At 41.9% G+C, this 21,688-nt stretch carries 17 protein-coding genes; 13 read left to right on the forward strand and 4 right to left on the reverse strand.

The window, feature by feature from the left end; genetic code table 11:
* Positions 1-114 precede the first annotated feature (114 nt).
* From NDN13_RS00645 to mutS, 4 genes are all read right to left on the reverse strand, one after another.
* Positions 115-828: a D-Ala-D-Ala carboxypeptidase family metallohydrolase gene (locus tag NDN13_RS00645; RefSeq protein ID WP_016540560.1), complete on the reverse strand. Its 714-nt coding sequence runs from the start codon at positions 826-828 to the stop codon at positions 115-117.
* Between the two features lie 124 nt (positions 829-952).
* Positions 953-1,282 carry a ferredoxin FdxA gene (fdxA, locus tag NDN13_RS00650; RefSeq protein ID WP_004652744.1) on the reverse strand — a complete coding sequence of 110 codons (330 nt, stop codon included), beginning with the start codon at positions 1,280-1,282 and terminating at the stop codon, positions 953-955.
* Between the two features lie 302 nt (positions 1,283-1,584).
* Positions 1,585-2,142 carry a GNAT family N-acetyltransferase gene (locus NDN13_RS00655; protein ID WP_436897673.1) on the reverse strand — a complete coding sequence of 186 codons (558 nt, stop codon included), beginning with the start codon at positions 2,140-2,142 and terminating at the stop codon, positions 1,585-1,587.
* A gap of 103 nt (positions 2,143-2,245) precedes the next feature.
* Entirely contained in the window at positions 2,246-4,885 is a 2,640-nt protein-coding gene (mutS, locus tag NDN13_RS00660; protein ID WP_251116763.1) for a DNA mismatch repair protein MutS, read from the reverse strand.
* A 442-nt stretch (positions 4,886-5,327) separates the two neighbouring features.
* Here mutS and NDN13_RS00665 point away from each other — a divergent pair, with 442 nt between their 5' ends.
* The 13 genes from NDN13_RS00665 (at position 5,328) to NDN13_RS00725 (ending at position 21,663) form a co-directional block, all read left to right on the forward strand.
* On the forward strand, positions 5,328-6,014 hold the full coding sequence (locus NDN13_RS00665; RefSeq protein WP_241311673.1) for a hydrolase: 687 nt from the start codon (positions 5,328-5,330) through the stop codon (positions 6,012-6,014).
* A 66-nt stretch (positions 6,015-6,080) separates the two neighbouring features.
* Complete coding sequence (locus NDN13_RS00670) at positions 6,081-7,955, forward strand: amidohydrolase (protein ID WP_251116764.1); 1,875 nt, start codon at positions 6,081-6,083, stop codon at positions 7,953-7,955.
* Between the two features lie 58 nt (positions 7,956-8,013).
* Positions 8,014-8,178: a DUF1427 family protein gene (locus NDN13_RS00675; protein ID WP_251116765.1), complete on the forward strand. Its 165-nt coding sequence runs from the start codon at positions 8,014-8,016 to the stop codon at positions 8,176-8,178.
* 30 nt (positions 8,179-8,208) lie between these two features.
* A complete protein-coding gene (locus NDN13_RS00680) occupies positions 8,209-8,919 on the forward strand; it encodes a YoaK family protein (protein ID WP_251116766.1) in 711 nt (236 codons plus the stop codon).
* A gap of 62 nt (positions 8,920-8,981) precedes the next feature.
* Complete coding sequence (locus NDN13_RS00685; protein WP_251116767.1) at positions 8,982-10,949, forward strand: esterase/lipase family protein; 1,968 nt, start codon at positions 8,982-8,984, stop codon at positions 10,947-10,949.
* A 477-nt stretch (positions 10,950-11,426) separates the two neighbouring features.
* Positions 11,427-12,953, forward strand: coding sequence for a TerC family protein (locus NDN13_RS00690; RefSeq protein ID WP_251116768.1), 1,527 nt, complete (start codon positions 11,427-11,429; stop codon positions 12,951-12,953).
* Positions 12,954-13,149: 196 nt separating this feature from the next.
* On the forward strand, positions 13,150-14,094 hold the full coding sequence (locus NDN13_RS00695; protein WP_251116769.1) for a DUF4424 family protein: 945 nt from the start codon (positions 13,150-13,152) through the stop codon (positions 14,092-14,094).
* A 106-nt stretch (positions 14,095-14,200) separates the two neighbouring features.
* Positions 14,201-15,112 (forward strand): LysR family transcriptional regulator MumR, encoded by a 912-nt coding sequence (gene mumR, locus NDN13_RS00700; protein WP_251116770.1) that lies wholly within the window; start codon positions 14,201-14,203, stop codon positions 15,110-15,112.
* 344 nt (positions 15,113-15,456) lie between these two features.
* On the forward strand, positions 15,457-16,710 hold the full coding sequence (locus tag NDN13_RS00705; protein WP_004808403.1) for an NRAMP family divalent metal transporter: 1,254 nt from the start codon (positions 15,457-15,459) through the stop codon (positions 16,708-16,710).
* 35 nt (positions 16,711-16,745) lie between these two features.
* Complete coding sequence (locus tag NDN13_RS00710; protein WP_005202537.1) at positions 16,746-17,510, forward strand: LamB/YcsF family protein; 765 nt, start codon at positions 16,746-16,748, stop codon at positions 17,508-17,510.
* 2 nt (positions 17,511-17,512) lie between these two features.
* Entirely contained in the window at positions 17,513-18,328 is an 816-nt protein-coding gene (locus tag NDN13_RS00715) for a putative hydro-lyase (RefSeq protein ID WP_251116771.1), read from the forward strand.
* A 33-nt stretch (positions 18,329-18,361) separates the two neighbouring features.
* Positions 18,362-19,945 (forward strand): 5-oxoprolinase subunit B/C family protein, encoded by a 1,584-nt coding sequence (locus tag NDN13_RS00720; RefSeq protein WP_251116772.1) that lies wholly within the window; start codon positions 18,362-18,364, stop codon positions 19,943-19,945.
* Positions 19,945-21,663 carry an acetyl/propionyl/methylcrotonyl-CoA carboxylase subunit alpha gene (locus tag NDN13_RS00725; RefSeq protein ID WP_251118136.1) on the forward strand — a complete coding sequence of 573 codons (1,719 nt, stop codon included), beginning with the start codon at positions 19,945-19,947 and terminating at the stop codon, positions 21,661-21,663. Before NDN13_RS00720 ends, NDN13_RS00725 begins: the two co-directional genes overlap by 1 nt.
* Positions 21,664-21,688 lie beyond the last annotated feature (25 nt).

A 21,688-nucleotide genomic window follows, 5' to 3' on the forward strand; every position in this document is an offset into this window, starting at 1 on the left:
AGCTCTGCATTTTAAACGTTTATGCTCAGAGTGCAATTTTATTGCAGAATGAATCCGTATAATTGAAACAAAAAAGAGATCATTTTGATCTCTTTTTAAGAATGTGATTTATTTTTAGAAATTACACATTGAGCTGTTACGGGTGAGGTCAGGGCCCCAAGTACGATAACCTTGGGTATCAATATGAATCTGACCAGAGCTATATAAGCCAATTCCCAAATCTAGGCTTTGGCCATGCTGTGCCCAGAACTGACATAGCTTAAACTTAGTTTGCTCAATATAGGCATAATCTTGAGGCTGAGGATATTCAGGCCCAATACGGAAATCGATGGCCGAATTGAATAAGTGCTTTGAAGAGCCCGCACCACCGGCACATTGGTTGAGTGGCAAGTCTCGATAGACAGAAGTCACTTCAAAATCGGTCAGGATTTTGGCTGCGATTAAATACTTAAAGACACGCAAGGTCGAAAGGGAGTTGTTCCATAATTCACGGTTAGGCACCATATATTCAGTACGGCCGCATTTCTGCCAGTCTCGGGCGGTACGTAATAATTCAAAACTTGGAATAATATGCGCCACATTATTACGGGTTAGAAATTGTTCATATTCCCGAACACGGGCATAGTTCTCACCTTGATTCAGCCATTGGCGATAAGAGGCTGGCTCAACTTTGTTTGGGATGGGGCGGGTAATCGTGACTTGTTCTTGGGGAATGTAAATTCTTTTACCTTGCTGCTGATTTACTTTTGTTGTTGAGCTGGTACAGCCCGCCATCATCACAGGGATGATAAATAATGATAATAGACCCTGTAATTTATTTCGCATCATAAAAAGGCAGTTCAAAATCTGTAGGCGTACTATTTTAATGCAAAATAGCGCATGAATAATGATGTAATTGCAAAGAAATGTGTGGTTCAGGTATAAAAAAGACCAGTAAAACTGGCCTTTTGAATTATTTTTCTAAATATTGTAGCTTGTCTGGCTTACCATTCCATTCTTCACGGTCTGCTGGCTGCTCACCAATCTGTGTGATGTTATTACCCGCCCATTTCTCTGATAATTCAGCATTGAGTTCGATAAAGACTTCTTGACCTTCTGGTAATTCATCTTCAGAGAAAATTGCATTTGCTGGGCATTCTGGTTCACAAAGTGCACAGTCGATACATTCATCTGGATTGATAACAAGGAAGTTCGGACCTTCGTAGAAACAGTCTACAGGACAAACTTCAACACAATCTTGATATTTACATTTAATACAATTTTCAGTGACAACAAAGGTCATGGCGACAGCTACCTAAAAATACGGTTTTTTGTTTGGAATGAGGTATTGTAGGCAAAAAAGGGGTAAACAAACAATTGCTTTTATTGATATTGTTTATTTATACATATGAAAAATAGATTAATATGTTGATAATAAAGAAAATATTATAAGCTTTCACGGTTTTTGACTAAAAAATAAAGTGATGGTCAGCTCAATTTACCCAATGATCGCAACTGAATCTTATTTTTATTCTCAGTTAAAACAGCGAATTAATCAGGTTGAGTCATCTCCACGCTTTCATTTCTGCTTGGTTGGGTCCGCAGTTAAAGGGTGTAGAGCAAGTGAATGTCTTCGGGCTCTCGTTCAAACAGTTGTTGATCAGCTTGCACTAACAGTTGAGCGCCTTGTTTCAGGTAAAAATCCACTGTGCGCTGACTCGGGGTGGCAGAAATATACAGTTGCTTGGCATTGAGTTGTCGCGCCGAGTCAAGAGCTGATAACATCAACTGAGTGCCAATCCCTAAACCTTGATGATCAGCATCTACATAAAAATATTGCAGTAACTTGGCTTCAGGGTAGTCAGCAATATACTGATTGGAAACGACCTGTATCGCAATCAGCTGATTGTCTGAATCAAATCCACCTACGCATAGCGCCCCTTGTTGATGCAACTGTTTGAGCAAAGGTGGGTCATTTTCCAAGTGATAGGCATCCCAATTTTGCTCATCATAAAAACAATCAATGAGTTTCAAATCTAAACCCTGTTGGACATACATTTGGGTGATCAGTTCACGCCGACTAATCTGTTGCCAGATTAGATCAATTTCTGAAAATTGTAGGGTTTTAAACTGAATATTGATGGTCTTGTCCTTAACTTTTATGTTGAATCAGAAGGTGAGTCAGCATCATCTCATTGATAGAGGAATGGGTTAAAATGAGGCTCAAATCGATTAATTATTATTAACTGATTTGAGCCTGCTGTTTTTATGATTTTAAGGCCGCTTTGAGTGAATAGAGCTGTTCCAATGCCTGCCGCGGTGTTAGATCATCCACATCAATCTGCTGTAGCAAAGTTAATGCAGGAGATTGGGTTTCAACTTCAATAATTCTCTCGACCACTTGAGTTTCGATTTCATGCTCAACGGCGCTGAATAAGTCATTTTGTACACTACTTTGCAAATGTTGATGCTGTTGTTTTTCCAGAATCTTCAAACGCTTTTGTGCTTCTTTAATGACATTGGCAGGGATACCGGCCAACTTAGCAACCTGTAAACCATGGCTTTGGCTGGCTGGACCATGTTGAACTTTATGCAGCAAAATCAAATTACCATTCAGTTCTTGCGCAGTGACATGATAGTTATCAATGCCAGCTTCGCCACCCAGTTCAGTTAGCTCAAAGTAATGTGTTGCGAATAGGCACAGGCATTTCACCCGTTTGGTTAAATCAACCACACAGGCCCAAGCCAAAGAAAGGCCGTCATAGGTACTGGTACCACGGCCCACTTCATCCATCAGAACGAGAGATTGACTGGTGGCATGGTGCAAAATCTGAGAAGTTTCAGTCATCTCGACCATAAAGGTCGATTTCCCGGTCGATAAATCATCAGCAGAACCAATACGGGTAAAGATACGATCAATCGACCCTAGTTTTGCTGCTTTGGCAGGTACAAAACTACCACAATAGGCGAGCAAACTGATCAATGCAGTTTGGCGCATAAAGGTCGATTTACCGCCCATATTGGGACCAGTAATGATTGCCATGCGATGCTGTGTATCTAGGAAGGTATCATTTGGGGTAAATGGTGTTTTATTTAAAGCTTCAACCACTGGGTGGCGACCAGCCTGAATTTTGATACTGGTTTCAGGTGTATATTCAGGTCTAGCCCAATTGTTGAGTCGAGCTTGGTGGGCAAAGTTTGCCAATACATCAATCGATGCAATTGCTGCACTCATCATCTGTAAATGCGCAATGTTTTGACGTAACTCATCCAGTAATGATTCAAACAAAAGCTTTTCACGGGCGAGGGCACGAGATTCACTAGACAGGACTTTATCTTCAAAGCCTTTCAGTTCAGGCGTGATATAACGCTCTGCATTTTTAAGGGTTTGACGACGAATATAGTCCGCTGGAGCTTGTTCTGCTTGGGCGCGAGTTAACTCGATATAATAACCACTAACACGGTTATAGCCGATTTTCAGTGTATTAATACCGGTACGTTCACGCTCTTTGATCTCTAAATCAATCAGGAATTGTCCTGCATGATCGCGAATTTTACGGAGTTCATCCAGCTCATCATCATACCCCTCTGCAATTACATTGCCATCACGTAGTAATACAGGTGGGCTTTCAACAATTGCCGCCATTAAGTGCTGATGCAGACTTTTAAAATCGCCAAGCTCATCATTCAATTGCATGAGCAACTTAGATTGCTGGGTCTTTAAAACTGGTTCTAAGGCATGACGAAGGAAAGGAATTTGTGCACAAGCTTGACGCAGTTGCACCAAGTCGCGTGGACGAGCACTACCTAAAGCGACACGGCTGAGTACACGTTCAATATCGCCAATTTCTTTGAGCACTAAACGTAATGGTGCTTCATGATAGCCTTTGAGTAATTGTTCAGTCGCGTCAAGACGCGCATCTAAAACTGCAGTGTCCCGAATGGGCTGCATGAGGGTACGACTCAATAGGCGTCCACCCATTGCGGTTTGGCAATCATTAATCAATTGGAACAGCGATGTACCATGATCGAACAACGGTTCAATAATTTCTAAATTGCGACGCGTGATGGGATCGAGTGCGATAAAGTCAGTACTTTGTTCAATTTGAATCGAGCGAATATGCGGTAAGGCTGTCTTCTGGGTTTCTTTGGCATAGTGAATTAAAGCAGCAGCAGCGGCTCTTGCCAATGGAAATGGGTCTAAACCAAATCCTGATAAGGTTGAAACACTAAACTGATCGCACAACGTTTTTTGTGCATTATTTAAATTAAAATCAACATTTGGACGTTTGGTAATTGGACAGTCCAGATTTTTCTTAATCTGTTCAATAATATTTTGATCAACGAGATCTTCATCAATCAAAATTTCGCTTGGCATTAAACGCGCCAGCTCAATTGGTAGCTGTTCAGGTTTATAGTCTTGTTGTTGAACTTTAAAAATACCTGCACTCAAATCGAGTAAGGCAAAACCAATTTGATTTTGTTGGATACAGAGCGCGACCAGATTCGACGACTGATAGCTCCCTAATAATGCATCATCAGTTAAGGTTCCTGGGGTTAAGATACGCACAACTTTACGTTCTACAGGACCTTTGCCTGTGACTTCGCCAACTTGTTCGCAAATAGCAACAGTACGTCCAGCTTTGACTAAACGAGCAAGATAACCTTCAGCTGCATGATAAGGAACACCCGCCATCGGGATGGGTTGACCACTGGCCTTACCCCGATGTGTCAAGGTGATGCCAAGGAGTTTGGCTGCTAAATGTGCATCTTCAAAGAATAGCTCATAAAAGTCACCCATACGGTAGAACAGCAATGCATGCTGATAGTCCGTTTTGACTTTGAGATACTGCTGCATCATCGGCGTATGAGATGAAAGGTCAGCCATGATTTCAGCGCTATTCATGTATGTTAAATCCTTAAATTTAAATAATAAATAAGTTTAATTTGAGCTTTTGGCTGTCTCGCCAATTCTAACAACCACTGTAAAATTCGACTTAATTGCGAAGGAAGTATACCTTTCAAAGGACTTCTTTTCTGTCAAAATTGAGTCAACAGGGTAGGAGAAATTGAATGACTTCCTCGGTATGGTCATCTTAACAAATTGAGAAAGATTCACAAAAAGGAATACTGAATGAGATGTGGAAATAAACAACAAAAACACAGTTATTTGCAGTATTAAACCTATAATATGTTAATTGTTCTAATAAATATGATTTTTAAGGTTAATTGATATTTTTTGTTCCAATAATAAAACGATATGTCTTAATAATACAGCTGTGTTCTTTTCCTGAATTTGCAATATTAATCCTGTGTTCAGGAAACACCAACAAACAAGGAAATTAAAAATGAGCCATTCAAACTTAGAACTCTTAACTGCACAAAACTGCCAAATTATTTTTATCGACCATCAGCCACAAATGGCTTTTGGTGTACAGTCGATCGATCGTCAAGTGCTTAAAAACAATACAGTCGGTTTAGCAAAAGCCGCTAAGGTTTTTAATATTCCAAGCATCATTACAACCGTTGAAACGGAAAGTTTTTCAGGCCATACCTATCCAGAGCTTTTAGATGTATTCCCACAAGCACCTTTATTAGAACGTACTTCGATGAACTCTTGGGATGATCAGAAAGTACGTGATGCATTGGCAAATAATAAGCGCAAAAAAGTGATTGTTTCAGGCTTATGGACAGAGGTGTGTAATAACTCATTTGCTTTAAGTGCCATGCTAGAAGGTGGTTATGAAATTTATATGGTTGCAGATGCTTCAGGTGGCACCAGCAAAGAAGCACATGACTATGCAATGCAACGCATGATTCAAGCGGGTGTCATTCCAGTGACATGGCAACAAGTTTTACTCGAATGGCAACGTGATTGGGCAAAACGCGATACCTATAATGCAGTGATGGATATTGTTCGGGAACATTCAGGTGCATACGGGATGGGTGTGGACTATGCCTATACCATGGTGCATAAGGCAGCAGAACGGACCACTTCAGCACACGAAGTATTGGCGCCGATTGCAGCGAAATAATTAAAAATGGTGGGCTCTACCACCTAAAACTGAAAACAATAAGGCTAGGCTCGGAGGGAATGACGAATGTCAGACGTTCAACTGATTTTAAGAAATGCTAAAATAACCACCCTTGATGAACAGGTTTCAGAGGCGCAAGCAATTGCAATTGCTGATGGAAAAGTTGTAAAAACGGGCAGTGATGATGACATCATGCGCTTATCAAACAGTACAACCAAGGTGATTGATTTAAATGGCCGTCGAGTCATTCCTGGTTTAAATGATAGCCACTTGCATATTATTAGAGGTGGTTTGAACTACAACATGGAGTTGCGTTGGGAGGGCGTTCCTTCGCTCTCGGATGCATTGAGACTGTTAAAAGAGCAGGCAGAGAATACGCCAGCACCACAATGGGTAAGAGTCGTGGGTGGTTGGACGGAATTTCAGTTTGTGGAAAAAAGAATGCCAACGCTGGATGAGCTGAATCGAGCCGCTCCAGATACCCCCGTATTCGTTTTACATCTTTATGCCAGCGCCATGCTGAATCGTGCTGCACTTGAGGTACTGGGTTTTAATAAAGATACACCAGACCCACCAGGTGGAAAGATTCAGAGAAATGAGCGGGGTGAGCCGACTGGACTGCTTCTTGCGACACCATCCGCAATGATTCTCTATTCCACTTTAGGCAAGGCACCGAAACTGCCACTTGAAGATCAGGTCAATTCTACACGTCACTTTATGCGTGAGTTAAATCGTTTAGGAATTACCTCCGCAATTGATGCGGGTGGGGGCGGCCAAAATTATCCTGATGATTATGAAGTGATTCAAGCCCTGCATAACAATGATCAAATGACAGTTCGGATTGCGTATAACCTGTTTGCGCAAAAAGCAGGAGAAGAACTTGAAGATTATAAAAAATGGACCGAGATGACATTCCCTGGTGATGGCGATGATGTGCTTATGGTCAATGGTGCGGGTGAGAATCTGACTTGGTCTGCGGGAGATTTTGAAAATTTCTACGAACCTCGACCCGACTTACCTGAAAAGATGGAAGCGGAACTAGAAAGCATCGTTGAGCTACTGGCTGAAAAGAAATGGCCATTTCGTATTCATGCCACCTATGATGAAAGTATCAATCGCTTATTGAATGTTTTCGAACGCGTCAACAGTAAACAGCCTTTTGCGACACGGTTCATTATCGACCATGCCGAAACTGTTTCAGATCGAAATATTGAGCGAATTGGTGCTTTGGGTGGTGGTATTGCGATTCAACATCGGATGGCCTACCAAGGAGAAATCTTTGTTCAGCGTTATGGTTTAGATGCTGCCAAATCGACTCCGCCTGTGAAAAAAATGCTGGAGTTAGGCGTACCTGTTGGTGCGGGTACGGATGCGACACGTGTTGCTTCATATAATCCGTGGGTCTGTTTAAGTTGGTTAAGTACAGGCAAAACAGTCGGTGGTTTACCACTTTATGATGAACAAAATCTATTAGACAGAAAAACAGCGTTAAAGCTCTGGACCAAAGGTTCTGCATGGTTCTCAGGAGAACATCAGCACAAAGGAGCTTTAAGCTCAGGTGAGCTGGCTGATCTGGTTGTACTTTCAGATGACTACTTTGCTGTGGAAGATGATGAAATTCAGTGGATTGAATCTGTCCTGACCGTGATGAATGGCAAAATTGTCTATGCAGGCGCAGAGTTTAAGGATCAAGATCCATCGATTCCACCAGCATCACCAGATTGGTCACCAGTGAAACGTTTCGGTGGGCAATGGCGACGATCTGAAAATCGCAATGCACCTTCGCGAACACCTTTACAAAGCAGCTCGGCAGCGTGTGCGTGTTCTAGTCGTTGCGGTATGCATGGGCATAGCCATGCATGGATGCTGGATGTGCCCATTAATGACAAAGACAAAAAGTCTTTTTGGGGTGCATTGGGCTGTTCTTGTTTTGCCTTTTAGTCCAGGACTCGGTCATAGATTTCACCTGAAAACAGGGTGAAATCTAAGGAAATAATCCATGAAAATGTATCTGATCTCTTTAGCTGCAGGGCTATTGGTTGGCGCTTTGTATTACCTATTAAATGTTAAATCACCCGCACCACCTTTAGTCGCACTATGTGGTTTGCTGGGTATGGTAGCTGGTGAGCAATTGATTCCCTATATAAAAAACTGGATAAGTTGAGCTATCACTCACAATATAAGGAATAAGAAAATGGATGAGAGTATTCAAAGCAAACCATTGAGCTTCTGGGATAGTTGTCGAGATCCTGTGTTACTCACAGTGGTTGGTGGTGCGATTGATACCATTGGTTTTATCGCTTTGTTCGGATTTTTTACTGCCCATGTCACTGGAAACTTGGTATTAGCTGGGGCTGCATGGGTGAGTGGTGGGTCTGGTATCTGGATTAAACTGGCTGCGATCCCATTGTTCATTGTGACGGTTGCGATCACGAAGTTTTGTATCGATCGTAGTCGTCAAAAGAGTAAAACACTCAGTTACCTATTTCTGGGTGAAGCCATTTTTTTAATGGGTTTTATGCTGTCGGGACTTTATTTTGAGCCTTTTAAAAATGCAAATAGTCTTAGTGTCGCTGTTACGGGTGGTTTGGGCTTAATTGCCTTGGCGATTCGGAACACCTCCAGCAAAACCCTGATTAAACATATTAGTCCAAGCACCATGATGACTGGAAATACGACTCAGTTAGGCATTGATATTTCGAATTATATTCAGCAACCGAATCCTGAAAACAAACAGAAGTTGCTACAAAGTTTCAGCATTGTGATGGGCTTTATTGTGGGAGCATTCTTGGGAGCAATTCTGTATGTCTATCTAGATTTTTGGAGTGTCGCTTTCTTTATTATTCCTGTGCTTTATTTGGCTTATCTTGCTGCTCATCATCGTTTTGTTCAGCCTAAAGCATAGCGCTGACGGTGTTTGATCAACATGGTTTATTTTTTTGAAGGGTGATCAGTGAGGTTGGTAGTATGGTAATCAATATAAAAAGCCTAACAAAAACGATTGTTCTACTCTGTTTGATGTACAGCTTGTCCGCCTGTCAGCTCGTCAAACTGCAACAACGGAGTTTGAGTGCTTCTTTAGCCGATAAAACGCAAAGCATCTTAACTCGACCTCAATTAAGTGATGCTACCCAGAATAGCTTGCTATTGTCGGGCCTTAACCTTGATCAATGTCTAAAGCAGCCTGATCAATGTGTACAAACCCTACAGCAGAAATTAACTGATAATCATGAGCAAGCTTACGCCGCAGCCAGCGAGATTTATCTAGCAGGTGCATTGCAACTCAGTCTTGAAAAACAGTGTGATATTCCCTTGTCGCAAACCCAGCATTCACCACAACAAAATCAGTGTTTAGATCAAGTACTGACTTTACTTGATCAAAGTATCCGTTTTAGTTTTGTCTATTTATTTGAAACTGAGCATACGCCTCAACAACGTATTTTTGACCAGAGACAAACTCAAGTTCGGCTTTTTTATAATGTGGCCCTTTCACGCTTGATCACGATGGCCTATTTACGTCATCAATTTACGCATTTTCCAAAACAATTACAGTTGAATCAGCATCGTTATCAGTTCAATTTCGATGATTATCCAGAATTGGCAACGACTGAGATTCAATTATTGCGGTCGAGCTACAATATGCGGTTTTCTGGTTTTTATAGTGTTAACCGACGAGATGGCCTGGGTTCAGAATTTGTGTTGGTGGCCAAGAATCAGCATCCATTGAGCCCTGATTATATTTATGATCCAGAAAGCTATTATACGGGCAAAGTAAATCCTTATATTCATGCTGCAAGATATTTGTCTGTGACCGCTGTGGCACAGCCGAATGCGAAAACATCGGTTCAGCAGCTACTTAAAGATGCACCCTTAGAAATTCAGCTGATTGATCCTTTTCGCTATGACGAAGTCAAGGTTGCAGGACAGGGGTATCTATTGACTGCAAATTATTCTGCTCCATATGGTCTGTGGTTGGCTGAGAACAACTTGGGGGGAACAGGTTATAAGACCTTAATTGATCGTAAAGAACAACTCAGTATGCCGCATTTGTTTATGTTGGAACCGTATAATCCGAACAAAAAAATCATTATTTTTATTCATGGCCTTGCCAGTAGCCCTGAGGCATGGATTGCACTGACCAATGATATTTTGGGCGATGAGAGTCTACGTCAGCATTATCAGGTTTGGCAGGTTTTTTATTCGACCAATATGCCGATTTTAGAAAGTCGAGCTCAGATTTATGCCTTATTAAAACAGGCTTTTGCCATGCATGACTCAAATGATGCTGCAATGAAAGATGCGGTATTGATTGGACATAGCATGGGCGGAATTATTAGCCGCTTGATTATGGGACAGGGGGATATCCGTCAGCAGGCTGTGCAGGCAATTAATACAGATGAGGCACATGATTTTATTTATTCACCTGCGGTGAGTAAGCGTTTTATCTTCCAGCCCATTGATCAGATTAACCGTGTGATTTTTATTGCAACACCGCATAAGGGAACGGCATATGCGGATCGATGGTTTACCTTGGCCTTACGTAAAGTAATTCATTTGCCACATAAGTTTTTAAGTGCGGCTGAGTTGGCCGTGACGGAAAAGAAAATTAATATTCACCAAATGAAAAACAGCCTTGCTTCAGGCATTATTGAAAACGGACCGAGTGATTTAAGTTATCAGTCGAAATTTATGAAGATGAGTCAGAACATTCAACCTGCTCAAGGTTTGGCCTACCATTCGATTATTGGCAATCTGACACAAAGCCAAGATCCGAATAAAATGACCGATGGAATTGTGCCGTATACCAGTTCACATTTAGATGGGGCCTTATCCGAAAAAATAATTCAAGGAGGGCATTCGATTCAGGAACAACCAGAAGCAATTCTTGAGCTAAGACGAATTTTGAAACTGCATCCGAAAGAAAAAATAAAGTAGATGGAGCAGGTCGATTCAATTTTATGCCTTGAATAAGCGTTTATGCACCGAGTTAGATTGGTCGCATCATAACTAAGGTACATAAATTTAATCTGAGTTATTGGTTTGTTGATTAAATCGAGAGTGAAAGTTGGCAAATTTGATGTCAGAGCTTAAAAACATAGCCGATGGCTGAGAAGTGTATAGCTGTCTTCCGATCATGCTGAAGGTGGTTTTTAACACTTTAAATGTGTAACAAATTATTCAAAATCCAACTAGGTTATAGTGCTTTTATTGATTTAATATTTTGATATTTAAAATATTTTGTTGTGTTGGTTCTATCTTTGTTTGAATCTTAAAAAAATTAAACCCAATTGTTAAAGATTAGGCATAATCAGAGCAACTATTGTCAAAAAGGTTAACATAAATGGATCCCTCGCCGGGTACAAAGTTAAAATACAATTTCATGACTCCTTGTTTTTGTTTAAGGAGTAAATAATGGAATTTTTATTAGATCCAGGGATTTGGGTAGGTTTGCTTACTCTGATCGTTTTAGAGATTGTTTTAGGGATTGATAATCTCGTCTTTATTGCCATTTTGGCAGATAAACTTCCTCCTTCCCAACGTGATAAAGCCAGAGTCATTGGTTTATCTCTCGCCTTGATCATGCGCTTGGGCTTACTGTTCGCCATTTCTTGGTTAGTCACCTTAACCAAACCGCTTATTTTTATTTTTGACTGGTCTTTTTCGGGCCGAGATCTGATTCTTTTATTCGGTGGTTTATTCTTACTCTATAAAGCGGTAAGTGAATTACATGAACGGATGGAAGGTAAAGCGGAAGTCAAAATTACCACCAATGTGGTCTATGCAAGCTTTACAGCCGTTGTCGCCCAGATTGTGGTATTGGATGCCGTATTCTCATTAGACTCGGTGATTACCGCCATTGGTATGGTGGATAATATCTACGTCATGATGGTAGCAATGGTTGTAGCCATGTTGGTGATGTTGCTGGCTTCTAAACCCTTAACGGAGTTCGTCAATCGACATCCAACCGTTATCATTCTCTGCTTAAGTTTCTTACTGTTAATTGGTATTAGCTTGATTGCTGAAGGCTTTGGTTTTCATATTCCTAAAGGCTATATCTACTCGGGTATTGGTGTTGCGATTGTGATTGAGGCATTTAATCAGTTTACGCAACGTAATCGTTCAAAGCATGAGTCGAAGATCCCGTTACGGAATCGAACTGCGGATACGATTTTAAAGCTTATGGGTGGCAAGGCCGAAACCACTGCGACCAATCCGCTGCAACATTTGCAAGCACAACAAACATTTGATGACCAAGAACGTTATATGATCGGCGGTGTATTAACACTGGCAGAACGATCTGTGGCTTCAATTATGACGCCACGTAGTCAAATTTCTTGGATTAACATCAACGAAACGTCTGAAAAAATACGCGAACAGATTTTATCTGTACCGCATAGCTTATTTCCTGTGTGTCGTGGCAGTTTGGATAAAGTATTAAGTGTGGTTCGTGCCAAGGAAATCTTGGATGTACTGGATGATGAAGCACAATTAAAATCGTTGATCAAAGCACAACGTCCGATCTTTATTTTTGAAAAAATGAAAGTGATTGATGTGATCAATACATTGCGAACTTCTAAAGGCTCATTGGTACTGGTTAATGATGAATTTGGAAATGTGCAGGGATTAATTTCACCGCTGGATGTTTTTGAAGCCATTGCAGGTGAGTTTCCAGATGCAGATGAGCAGCTTGATTTGATGCAAGTCGATGAACATACTTGGAAAGCTGCAGGCACCTTGGATCTGTATCAACTTGAATTACAGCTGGGTGTTGATCTCGTTGATGAAGAGACTGGCTATATTACTGTGTCAGGACTTATTCTCGATAAGTGTAATGGCCTAGTGGAAGTCGGCTCAATGCTGGACTATCAAGACCTACAATTTGAAGTGGTCGAGATGGAGAGCAATCGGATTAAAACGGTGATGATTCGATTAAAGTAATTTATCTTGCTAAAAGTAGAGTTTATGGTTTGAGAAAACCTTGAACTTGGATGTAAAAGTCTGAATTAGGGGAGTAGTCTGCGAGTAACAGGCTACTCCTTTTTTAAATGTACAATGAGTAAAAAAGTGAATATCTGAGGCTTTAAGCCGCTATGATTGATCCTGATAATGACAATCTTAAATTGGACACTTAAAAATGAAAAAAATCATCTTGGCATGTTCTATTTTGCTGCAAATACCGACCTATAGCCTAGCCAATGATTCAACGGGCTATGTGGGAACGGGCGGAGTGGCCTATCTTAAAAATGCGCATGTTGCGATGCAAAGTGAAGACTTATTTATTAGCAAAAAACTGATTAAAGTAAATTATCTTTATAAAAACTTAAGCAATAAAGATGTGACGGAAACCATTTTGTTTCCCTTACCACGTATCGATAACTTCTTTGAAGCGGATTTTGCCCATACCGAAGCATTGCTAAAAAGCTTTAAAATTATTGTTGATGGTCAAAATATTCAGCCAGAAATGCATGTGCGTACTTTTATCCAAAAGGATGAAAAGTCGCCGTTGATTGATGCAACAGATCTATTTAAACAATGTGGTTTTAGCCAAACCGACATGCTTAATCCTTGGATGCGTAACAATGATGACGATCGCTATTTTGTCGATAAATTAAAGCAATGTAAGCAGCCACAAATGCAGGAGATATTGGCGAGCTTTAAAAAAGATGATGAAATTCCATGGTCATCTCAAGTGATTTATAGTTGGAAGCAAACCTTTAAAGCCAATGCGTTGACCAAAATTCAGCATCAATATCAACCTTTGGTGGGGGGCGCGGTTGCCCTATATCCTGATGAATATAATCAGAACTTTTGTATGGATGCACAATTTAAGCAGGGCTTAAAAAAAGCCAAAGCAGAGAATTCACCGTTTAATGCTTTAAGCTATATTCTGACCACAGGGGCAAACTGGGCTAAACCGATTGAAAATTTTAAATTAACGATTGAGCGTGATAAGAATGAATTGGTCTCATTTTGCTGGAATGGCAAAGTCGAAAAAATTAGTCCAACGCAATTTCAGATGACCAAGCGCAACTTCGTTCCCAAACAGGATTTAGATATCATCTTTGTGAGTGTGAAATAAGTCGGTTTGCAAATGACTGCAACAAAAATCAATAAATAGGTAGCTTAATCAGGCGGATCACTCCCATACTATATAGCGAGAAAAGGATAGCGAGCTTTGGTTTAAAGTGAATTTAAAGAATCTGGAAGCATTTTACTGGGTGGTGACGCTGAATAGTTTTAATAAGGCAGCGACAAAATTACAAACCACCCAGCCAGCGGTATCACAGAAAATCACCGCGATTGAAAATGACCTTGGATTTAAAGTTTTAGATCGAAGTTTTCGCCAACTCAAACCAACGCACAAGGGGATGACCCTATTTAAATATGCTGAAAAGTTGATGCGTTTAGAAACTGAACTCATTGCAGAATTAACAGAAAATCAGCATTTGACTGGCACAATTCGTTTGGGCGTTTCGGAAACCATTGTCTATACATGGTTGGTGGAATATATCGAGAAAGTTCAGCAGGAATTCCCTAAAGTTTCTGTAGAAATCGTGGTTGATCTGACGCCGAATTTACAAGAAGGCGTCCGTACAGGTGATCTGGATATGGCCTTTTTACTCGGGCCGACGCTGGCTTTTGAATGTATTGAACAGGCACTGTGTGATTTTGAACTCAGCTTCTTGGCTTCACCTTCATTTAAAGGAGGGATTGCTCAAATGTCCTTTAAGACCTTAATGTCACATACCATTTTAACCTATCCGAAAATTACCTATCCCTATAAAGAGCTGAAAGCCAAAATGAAGGAACAGGGGCTGGATGAGCCACTTTCGATCACCAGTTATTCTTTGGCAACCTTGTTACGTCTTGCCGAGCAAGGCTTGGGGATCGCTGTGGTGCCGACCTTAACCGCTTTAAAAGAAATTACCGAGGGTCGATTGGAAATATTAAATACGCCGATTAAGCTAAAGACCTTCCACTTTACCTCGATTTATATTCAAGGCAATGATGCTGCATTGAAAGAGAAATTAACCGATGTCGCCGTGATGGTTTCTGAGAGCGCAATGAAAAACTTGAATCAGAAAATAAAAATTTGAGGTGCTTAAAGTAAGCTTCTGTAAGAACCGTGTATGTGGAGTCCAACAGCTGCTGAGTAAAAAAATTATAAAAGCAGCTTATCAGGAGTGATAAGTAAAATTTATCTTCGAACTAATCATAAATAAAAAGTAATTAAATTCAATGGATTGGTTTTAATTTTATATCTAAAAAGTCGTATTGTTCAGTTGGCTTGCATATGTTTTTATTTGAACGAGAAGATTTGATTACCCATCGCTGAGTGGGAGAACAGGGAATCTTTGTGATTTAAAAAGGATTAAAGAAGATCGTTTATAAACAAAATGATGCTCTTGGATCAAGTTGAAAATCGCGTTATTGAGCTCAAATGGATGAGGAACGCATCAATATGTCTTTACTGAAATCTTCTTTGCTATCAGATCGCCAATGGGCCATTGTCGCCTCGATTTTTATGATGGCAACCTCTGCCATGGGACCTGGGTTTTTAACCCAAACTGCTGTATTTACAGTGAAACTAGGGGCTGCATTTGGTTTTGCCATTTTAGTGTCAATTTTGATTGATTATGTGGTGCAGCAAAATATTTGGCGTGTAGTGACGCTCACGCAAATGCGTGCATCCGATATTGCCAATAAGGCTTTACCAGGCAGTGGCTATTTACTTGCATTTCTGGTGATTCTAGGCGGTTTCTTCTTTAGTATCGGAAATATTGCAGGTGCTGCATTAGGTTTGAATGCACTGTTTGGTCTGGATACCAAATGGGGTGGTATCCTCAGTGGTGCATTGGCGATTTTGATTTTCGCTTCCAGAAAAGCCACGCTTGCCATGGATAAAAGCATGATCGTATTGGGATTGTTGAAAATCATCCTGATCATCATTGTGGCTGTGATTGTGATGCCGCCTGTTGGACAAGCGGTACAGCAAACCTTTGCGCCAGATCAGATTGACTTTGCCATTATTACCACCATTGTTGGTGGCACGGTGGGGGGCTATATCTGCTATGCAGGCGCGCATCGTCTACTCGATAAAGGTGCAGTTGGCCCTGAAAATATTGATGAAGTAGCAAAAGCTGCGACCAAGGGTATTGTCGTGGTTGGCATCATGCGCTATGTCTTATTTTTAGCCTTCTTGGGTGTGGTGGTGAGCGGTGCAAGCATCGATCTTGCTAGTCATAATGCCAATCCAGCGGCACAAGCATTCCAGTATGCTGCGGGCACATTTGGTTATAAATTATTTGGCCTGATCTTTTGGGCAGCGGGTATTAGTAGCACCATTGGTGCAGCCTATACCTCGGTTTCATTCTTTAGTGCATTTAAAAAGAATTTAACCCCAAAACAAAGCAACTATACCACCATCACTTTTATTGCCTTAGCCTTATTACTCTATGTGGTATTGGGGGCAACGCCAGCAGGTCTACTCATTTTTGTCGGTGGTTTTAATGGTTTAGTGTTGCCGATTGGCCTTACAATTTTTGTGTATGTTGCAGCTTGCCGTAGAGACTTGATGGGCAATTATAATTATCCAAAATGGTTAATTGTTTTAGGTGCACTCACCTGTGTATTGACGTGGTGGATGGGCTATATGTCATTTACGACCGTGTTTAACTATTTGACCAAACTTTAAGCCAGATAATCGTACAGCGAAAAAGGAATGATGCCATGTTTGTAGATTTAAACAGTGATTTGGGCGAAAGCTTTGGCTCATGGAAAATGGGCAATGATGACCAGATTTTACCTGTGGTGACCAGTGCTAATATCGCATGTGGTTTTCATGCAGGCGATCCTTTGGGGATTTTAAAAACGGTTGGTAAAGCCGTTGAATTGGGCGTCAAGATTGGGGCGCATGTGTCTTATCCCGATCTGGTTGGTTTTGGCCGCCGTAATATGGATGTGTCACGTGACGAACTGATTGCCGATGTGCTGTATCAAATTTCTGCACTGGATGGTTTGGCAAAAGTGGCAGGCTCAAAAGTGCAATATGTAAAACCGCATGGTGCACTCTACAACACCATTGCCCATGATCAAGCTCAGGCAGCCGCAGTGATTGATGCGATTAAAATGTACAATCCTGAACTGGTTTTAGTGGCTTTGGCGGGGTCGAACTTGGTCGAGCAGGCACGTGCTGCTGGTTTAAACGTGGTGTCTGAAGCATTTGCAGATCGTGCATATAACAGCGATGGCTCATTGGTATCTCGTCGTCTAGAAGGGGCGGTTTTACATGACTCGGCATTTGTTGCCAGTCGTGTAGTTTCAATGCTTAAAAATGGTGGGGTCGAGTCAATTGACGGTGTCTTTACCCCAATTCAAGCCGACACGATTTGCCTACATGGCGACACCGACGGTGCACTAGAAATGTCAGCAGCGATTAAAGCCGAGCTTGTAAAAAACAAGATTGAAATCCGCCCATTTGTAAATAAAGCATAAGGATGAGCACCATGTATAAGGATCTTAAAGTCGACCCAGCTCAGCTTGAAGCCGCTTTAGATGCGCGTTTAAAAATCCGTGCAGGTTTTGATCAGCCGACAGCAGGCATGGCGGCGGGCATGACGCAGGTCAACATGATTTCAGTGCCAAAAGCGTGGGCCTATGATTTTTTACTCTATGCGCATCGTAACCCGCAAAGCAGCCCAGTACTTGATGTGCTCGAAGAAGGTATCTATGTAACTCAGCTTGCCGCAGACTCAGACATCCGCACCGATTTTCCTCGTTATCGTATTTGGAAAGAGGGTGAAATGGTTGAAGAAGTGACTGATGCCAGCGAGATTTATAATGCCCATCCTGATTTGGTGACTTTCCTGATTGGTTGCAGTTTTTCGTTTGAAACCGCTTTGCAAGAAGCGGGGATTGAAGTTCGTCATATTCATGACAACACCAATGTGCCGATGTATCTCAGTAATATTCAGTGCCAGCCAGCAGGACGTATTTCAGGCAATATGGTGGTTTCCATGCGCCCCATTCCATCGCATCAAATTAGTGAAGCAGTAAAAATCACCGCACGGATGCCGAGCGTGCATGGTGCACCTGTACATATCGGGCACCCTGAAAGCCTAGGAATTTTGGATGTAAATCAGCCTGATTTTGGTGAGGCCTCTCGTATCGAAGCAGGTGAGATTCCTGTGTTCTGGGCGTGTGGTGTCACCCCGCAAGCGGCAGTCATGAACTCGAAAATTCCTTTTGCGATTAGTCATGCACCAGGTCATATGTTGATTACCGACATTCCTGACCGTGCTTGGATGGGCTAATTGGGCTAAAGAACCATTAAAAAGGATAAGCAAATGCGTTTTTTATCGGTAAACGCCGATTGTTTTCTGATTGAGCTTGCGAGCCTCGAAGAAACTTTGGCGTTGTACAATAAATTGCAACATACGCAATTGAATGGAATTAAAGACTTAGTCCCTGCTGCAAAAACAATTTTGGTTTTCTTTAATGAGATCGAAACCAACTTTAAAACATTGGTTGCTTCAATACAGAGCCTCAAAATTGATGCTGGATTTGAGCGTAACAACCAAGAAGTGATTGTACCGATTCGTTACGATGGCGAAGACCTTGCTCAGGTGGCAGAGTTGCAAGGGTTATCGATCTCGGATGTGATTAGAACGCATCAGCAAAGCGTGTGGAATGTGGCTTTTATTGGTTTTGCACCAGGCTTTGCCTATATGAGCAGTCCTGACAAACCTTTTACCGATATTCCACGCTTAACGGTTCCGCGTAAAAAAATACCCTCGGGCTCTTTGGGCTTGGCTGGGAAATACTCTGGTATTTACCCGAAAGACAGTCCAGGTGGTTGGCAATTGATTGGGAGCACATCGGAAAAAATGTGGGATTTGGAGCGGAAAAATCCAGCACTATTGTTACCGGGCATGACCGTACATTTTGAAGATGTCACGCATCGTCCAACCACAGTGACTGTATCACAGCAGATCACGAGCACAGTTGAACCTCAACAATCGGTACCGCTGTTTACGATCACTGCACCAAGCTTACAAATGCTGATTCAAGATGAAGGGCGTTTAAACCAGACCAAGATTGGTGTTGGAATGGCAGGTGCAATGGACTTATCTGCCATGCATAGTGCCAACCGTATTGTCGGTAATCCAACCGATACACCTGTCATTGAAGTTTTAAATGGTGGCTTAAAGGCCAAAATGCAGCATGCAGGTGTTATAGCGGTTGCAGGTGCGATTTCAAATATTCGTGTGAAATTTGCCGATGGTCAAAGCGCAGACTTTGCAAGCGACCAACTGATTGATCTGGACGCAGGCGATGAGTTTCACATTCAGCCACCCACATCAGGCTTAAGGAACTATCTGGCAGTTCGCGGTGGTATCGATGTTCAGCCTGTACTGAATAGTGCTTCATTTGACAGTTTAGCGGTATTAGGGCCAGAACCTTTAAAGCTTGGGGATACGATTTATCAAGGGCAAGTGAAGGCGGCCAACATTAGTGTCAACGAAGTGGGCAAAAACAATTTGCCCAAAGTGGGTGAAGTGGTTGAGCTCGATATTGTGATGGGACCGCGTACCGACTGGTTCGAACAAGACAGTATTGAACTGCTCTGTCAGCAAGAATGGTTGGTGACCAATGAAAGCAATCGCATTGGGCTCAGATTGTCAGGTGAGCAGTCTCTAACTCGCAAAATTACCCATGAATTGGAAAGTGAAGGCACGTGTATCGGTGCGTTGCAGATTCCACCCAGTGGTCAACCCGTTTTGTTTATGAATGATCACCCTTTAACGGGTGGCTATCCTGTCATTGCTGCTGTTGCAAAACATCATTGGGATTTGGTGGCACAGATTCCTGCGGGTTGCTGGATTAAATTTAAAAAAATTGCCGAATTTACAGATTTTGAGAATAAATGATGAAAAATGAAAAATTACTGATTGCCAATCGTGGTGAAATTGCCGTTCGTATTATCCATGCTTGCCGTGATATGGGAATTGCATCGGTCGCATTATATGCTGATGACGACATTGGCAGCATGCATGTTGAACTTGCAGATGAAGCATGGGGTTTGGCTGGTGCAACCGCGAGCGAAACTTATTTAAATATTGTTGCCATTATCGAGATTGCTAAGAAATCAAAAGCAACCATGGTACATCCCGGTTATGGCTTTTTATCTGAACGTGCTGAGTTTGCCCAAGCCGTGATTGAGGCAGGTTTAAAATGGGTCGGGCCATCACCAAGTGCCATTGAAAAGCTAGGCGATAAAATCGAAGCACGTAAAATTGCTGCTTCAGTTGGTGCGCCCTTAGTTCAGGGTACACAAGACCCACTTAATAATGCAGAGGAAGCTTTAGAGTTTGCCAAACAATTTGGTTTGCCAATTGCGATTAAGGCGGCATTTGGTGGCGGTGGCCGCGGTTTAAAAGTGGCGTGGAAACTCGAAGAAGTCAAAGAGCTTTATGAGTCGGCAGTACGTGAGGCAAAAGCTGCTTTTGGTCGTGGTGAATGTTTTGTCGAGCAATATCTCGATCAACCCCGCCATGTCGAAGCACAGGTGATAGCCGACCAACATGGCAATATTGTGGTACTTGGAACGCGTGATTGCTCTTTGCAACGTCGTAACCAGAAGTTAGTTGAAGAAGCGCCAGCGCCATTTATTAGCGATGAGATCTATCAACAAATCTTAAGTTCGGCAAAAAATATTTGTCAGGCGGCAAACTATGTCGGTGCGGGGACAGTTGAATACTTACTCAGTCGAGATGGAAAGCTATCATTTTTAGAAGTAAACACTCGTTTGCAAGTCGAGCATCCTGTTACTGAAGAAACAGCAAAAGTTGATTTGGTGGTAGAACAAATCCGTGTTGCACAAGGCCATACCTTATCGATTAAAGAAACTCCAAAAACACAAGGCCATGCGATTGAGTTTCGTATCAATGCCGAAGACCCAGCACGTGGTTTTATTCCTGCATTTGGTGTGCTGAGCTTATTTGAAGCGCCGTTTGGTCATGGCGTACGCGTCGATACAGGGGTTCGAACTGGGTCATTGGTCTCCAGTCATTTTGACTCTCTCATGGCAAAACTGATTGTAACAGGCCCAACCCGTGAAGTTGCCATTGCCCGTGCTAAACGTGCGTTAAAGCAATTTAAAATTGAAGGTATTGCATCGGTTTTGGACTTTCACCGTGCGGTACTCAATGAACCTGATTTTAGTGATGAGTTTAAGGTCCATACCCGTTGGATCGAAAACGACTTTAAACAACAGTTGAAGCCAACTAAACGCGGTATTCCAAACCATCAACAACCCATGTTGCTGAGCTATATTGAAATTGATGGCAAATTACATCGTTTAGGTCTACCTGCGGGCATGTTTGCACAAGGCCCAGCAATCGAAATTCAAGCACAAACTGCCGAGTTTGAAGTGAGTGCAGAGCATTTACTGGCCCCGATCAATGGTGTGATGAGTGCATGGAAAGTTACACAGGGTGAGCAGGTGACCGAAGGTCAGGTTGTCGCGATTATGGAAGCCATGAAAATGGAAGTGCCCGTACTTGCACATCGAAGTGGGGTCATTCAAATTGTGGCAGAACAGGGAAGCAGTTATCAGGCTGAATCGATTATTGGCATGATCGAATGATGCTCGACACCAGTCGATATGCTTG

Source organism: Acinetobacter sp. C32I (assembly GCF_023702715.1).
In the GTDB taxonomy this organism is placed as follows: domain Bacteria; phylum Pseudomonadota; class Gammaproteobacteria; order Pseudomonadales; family Moraxellaceae; genus Acinetobacter.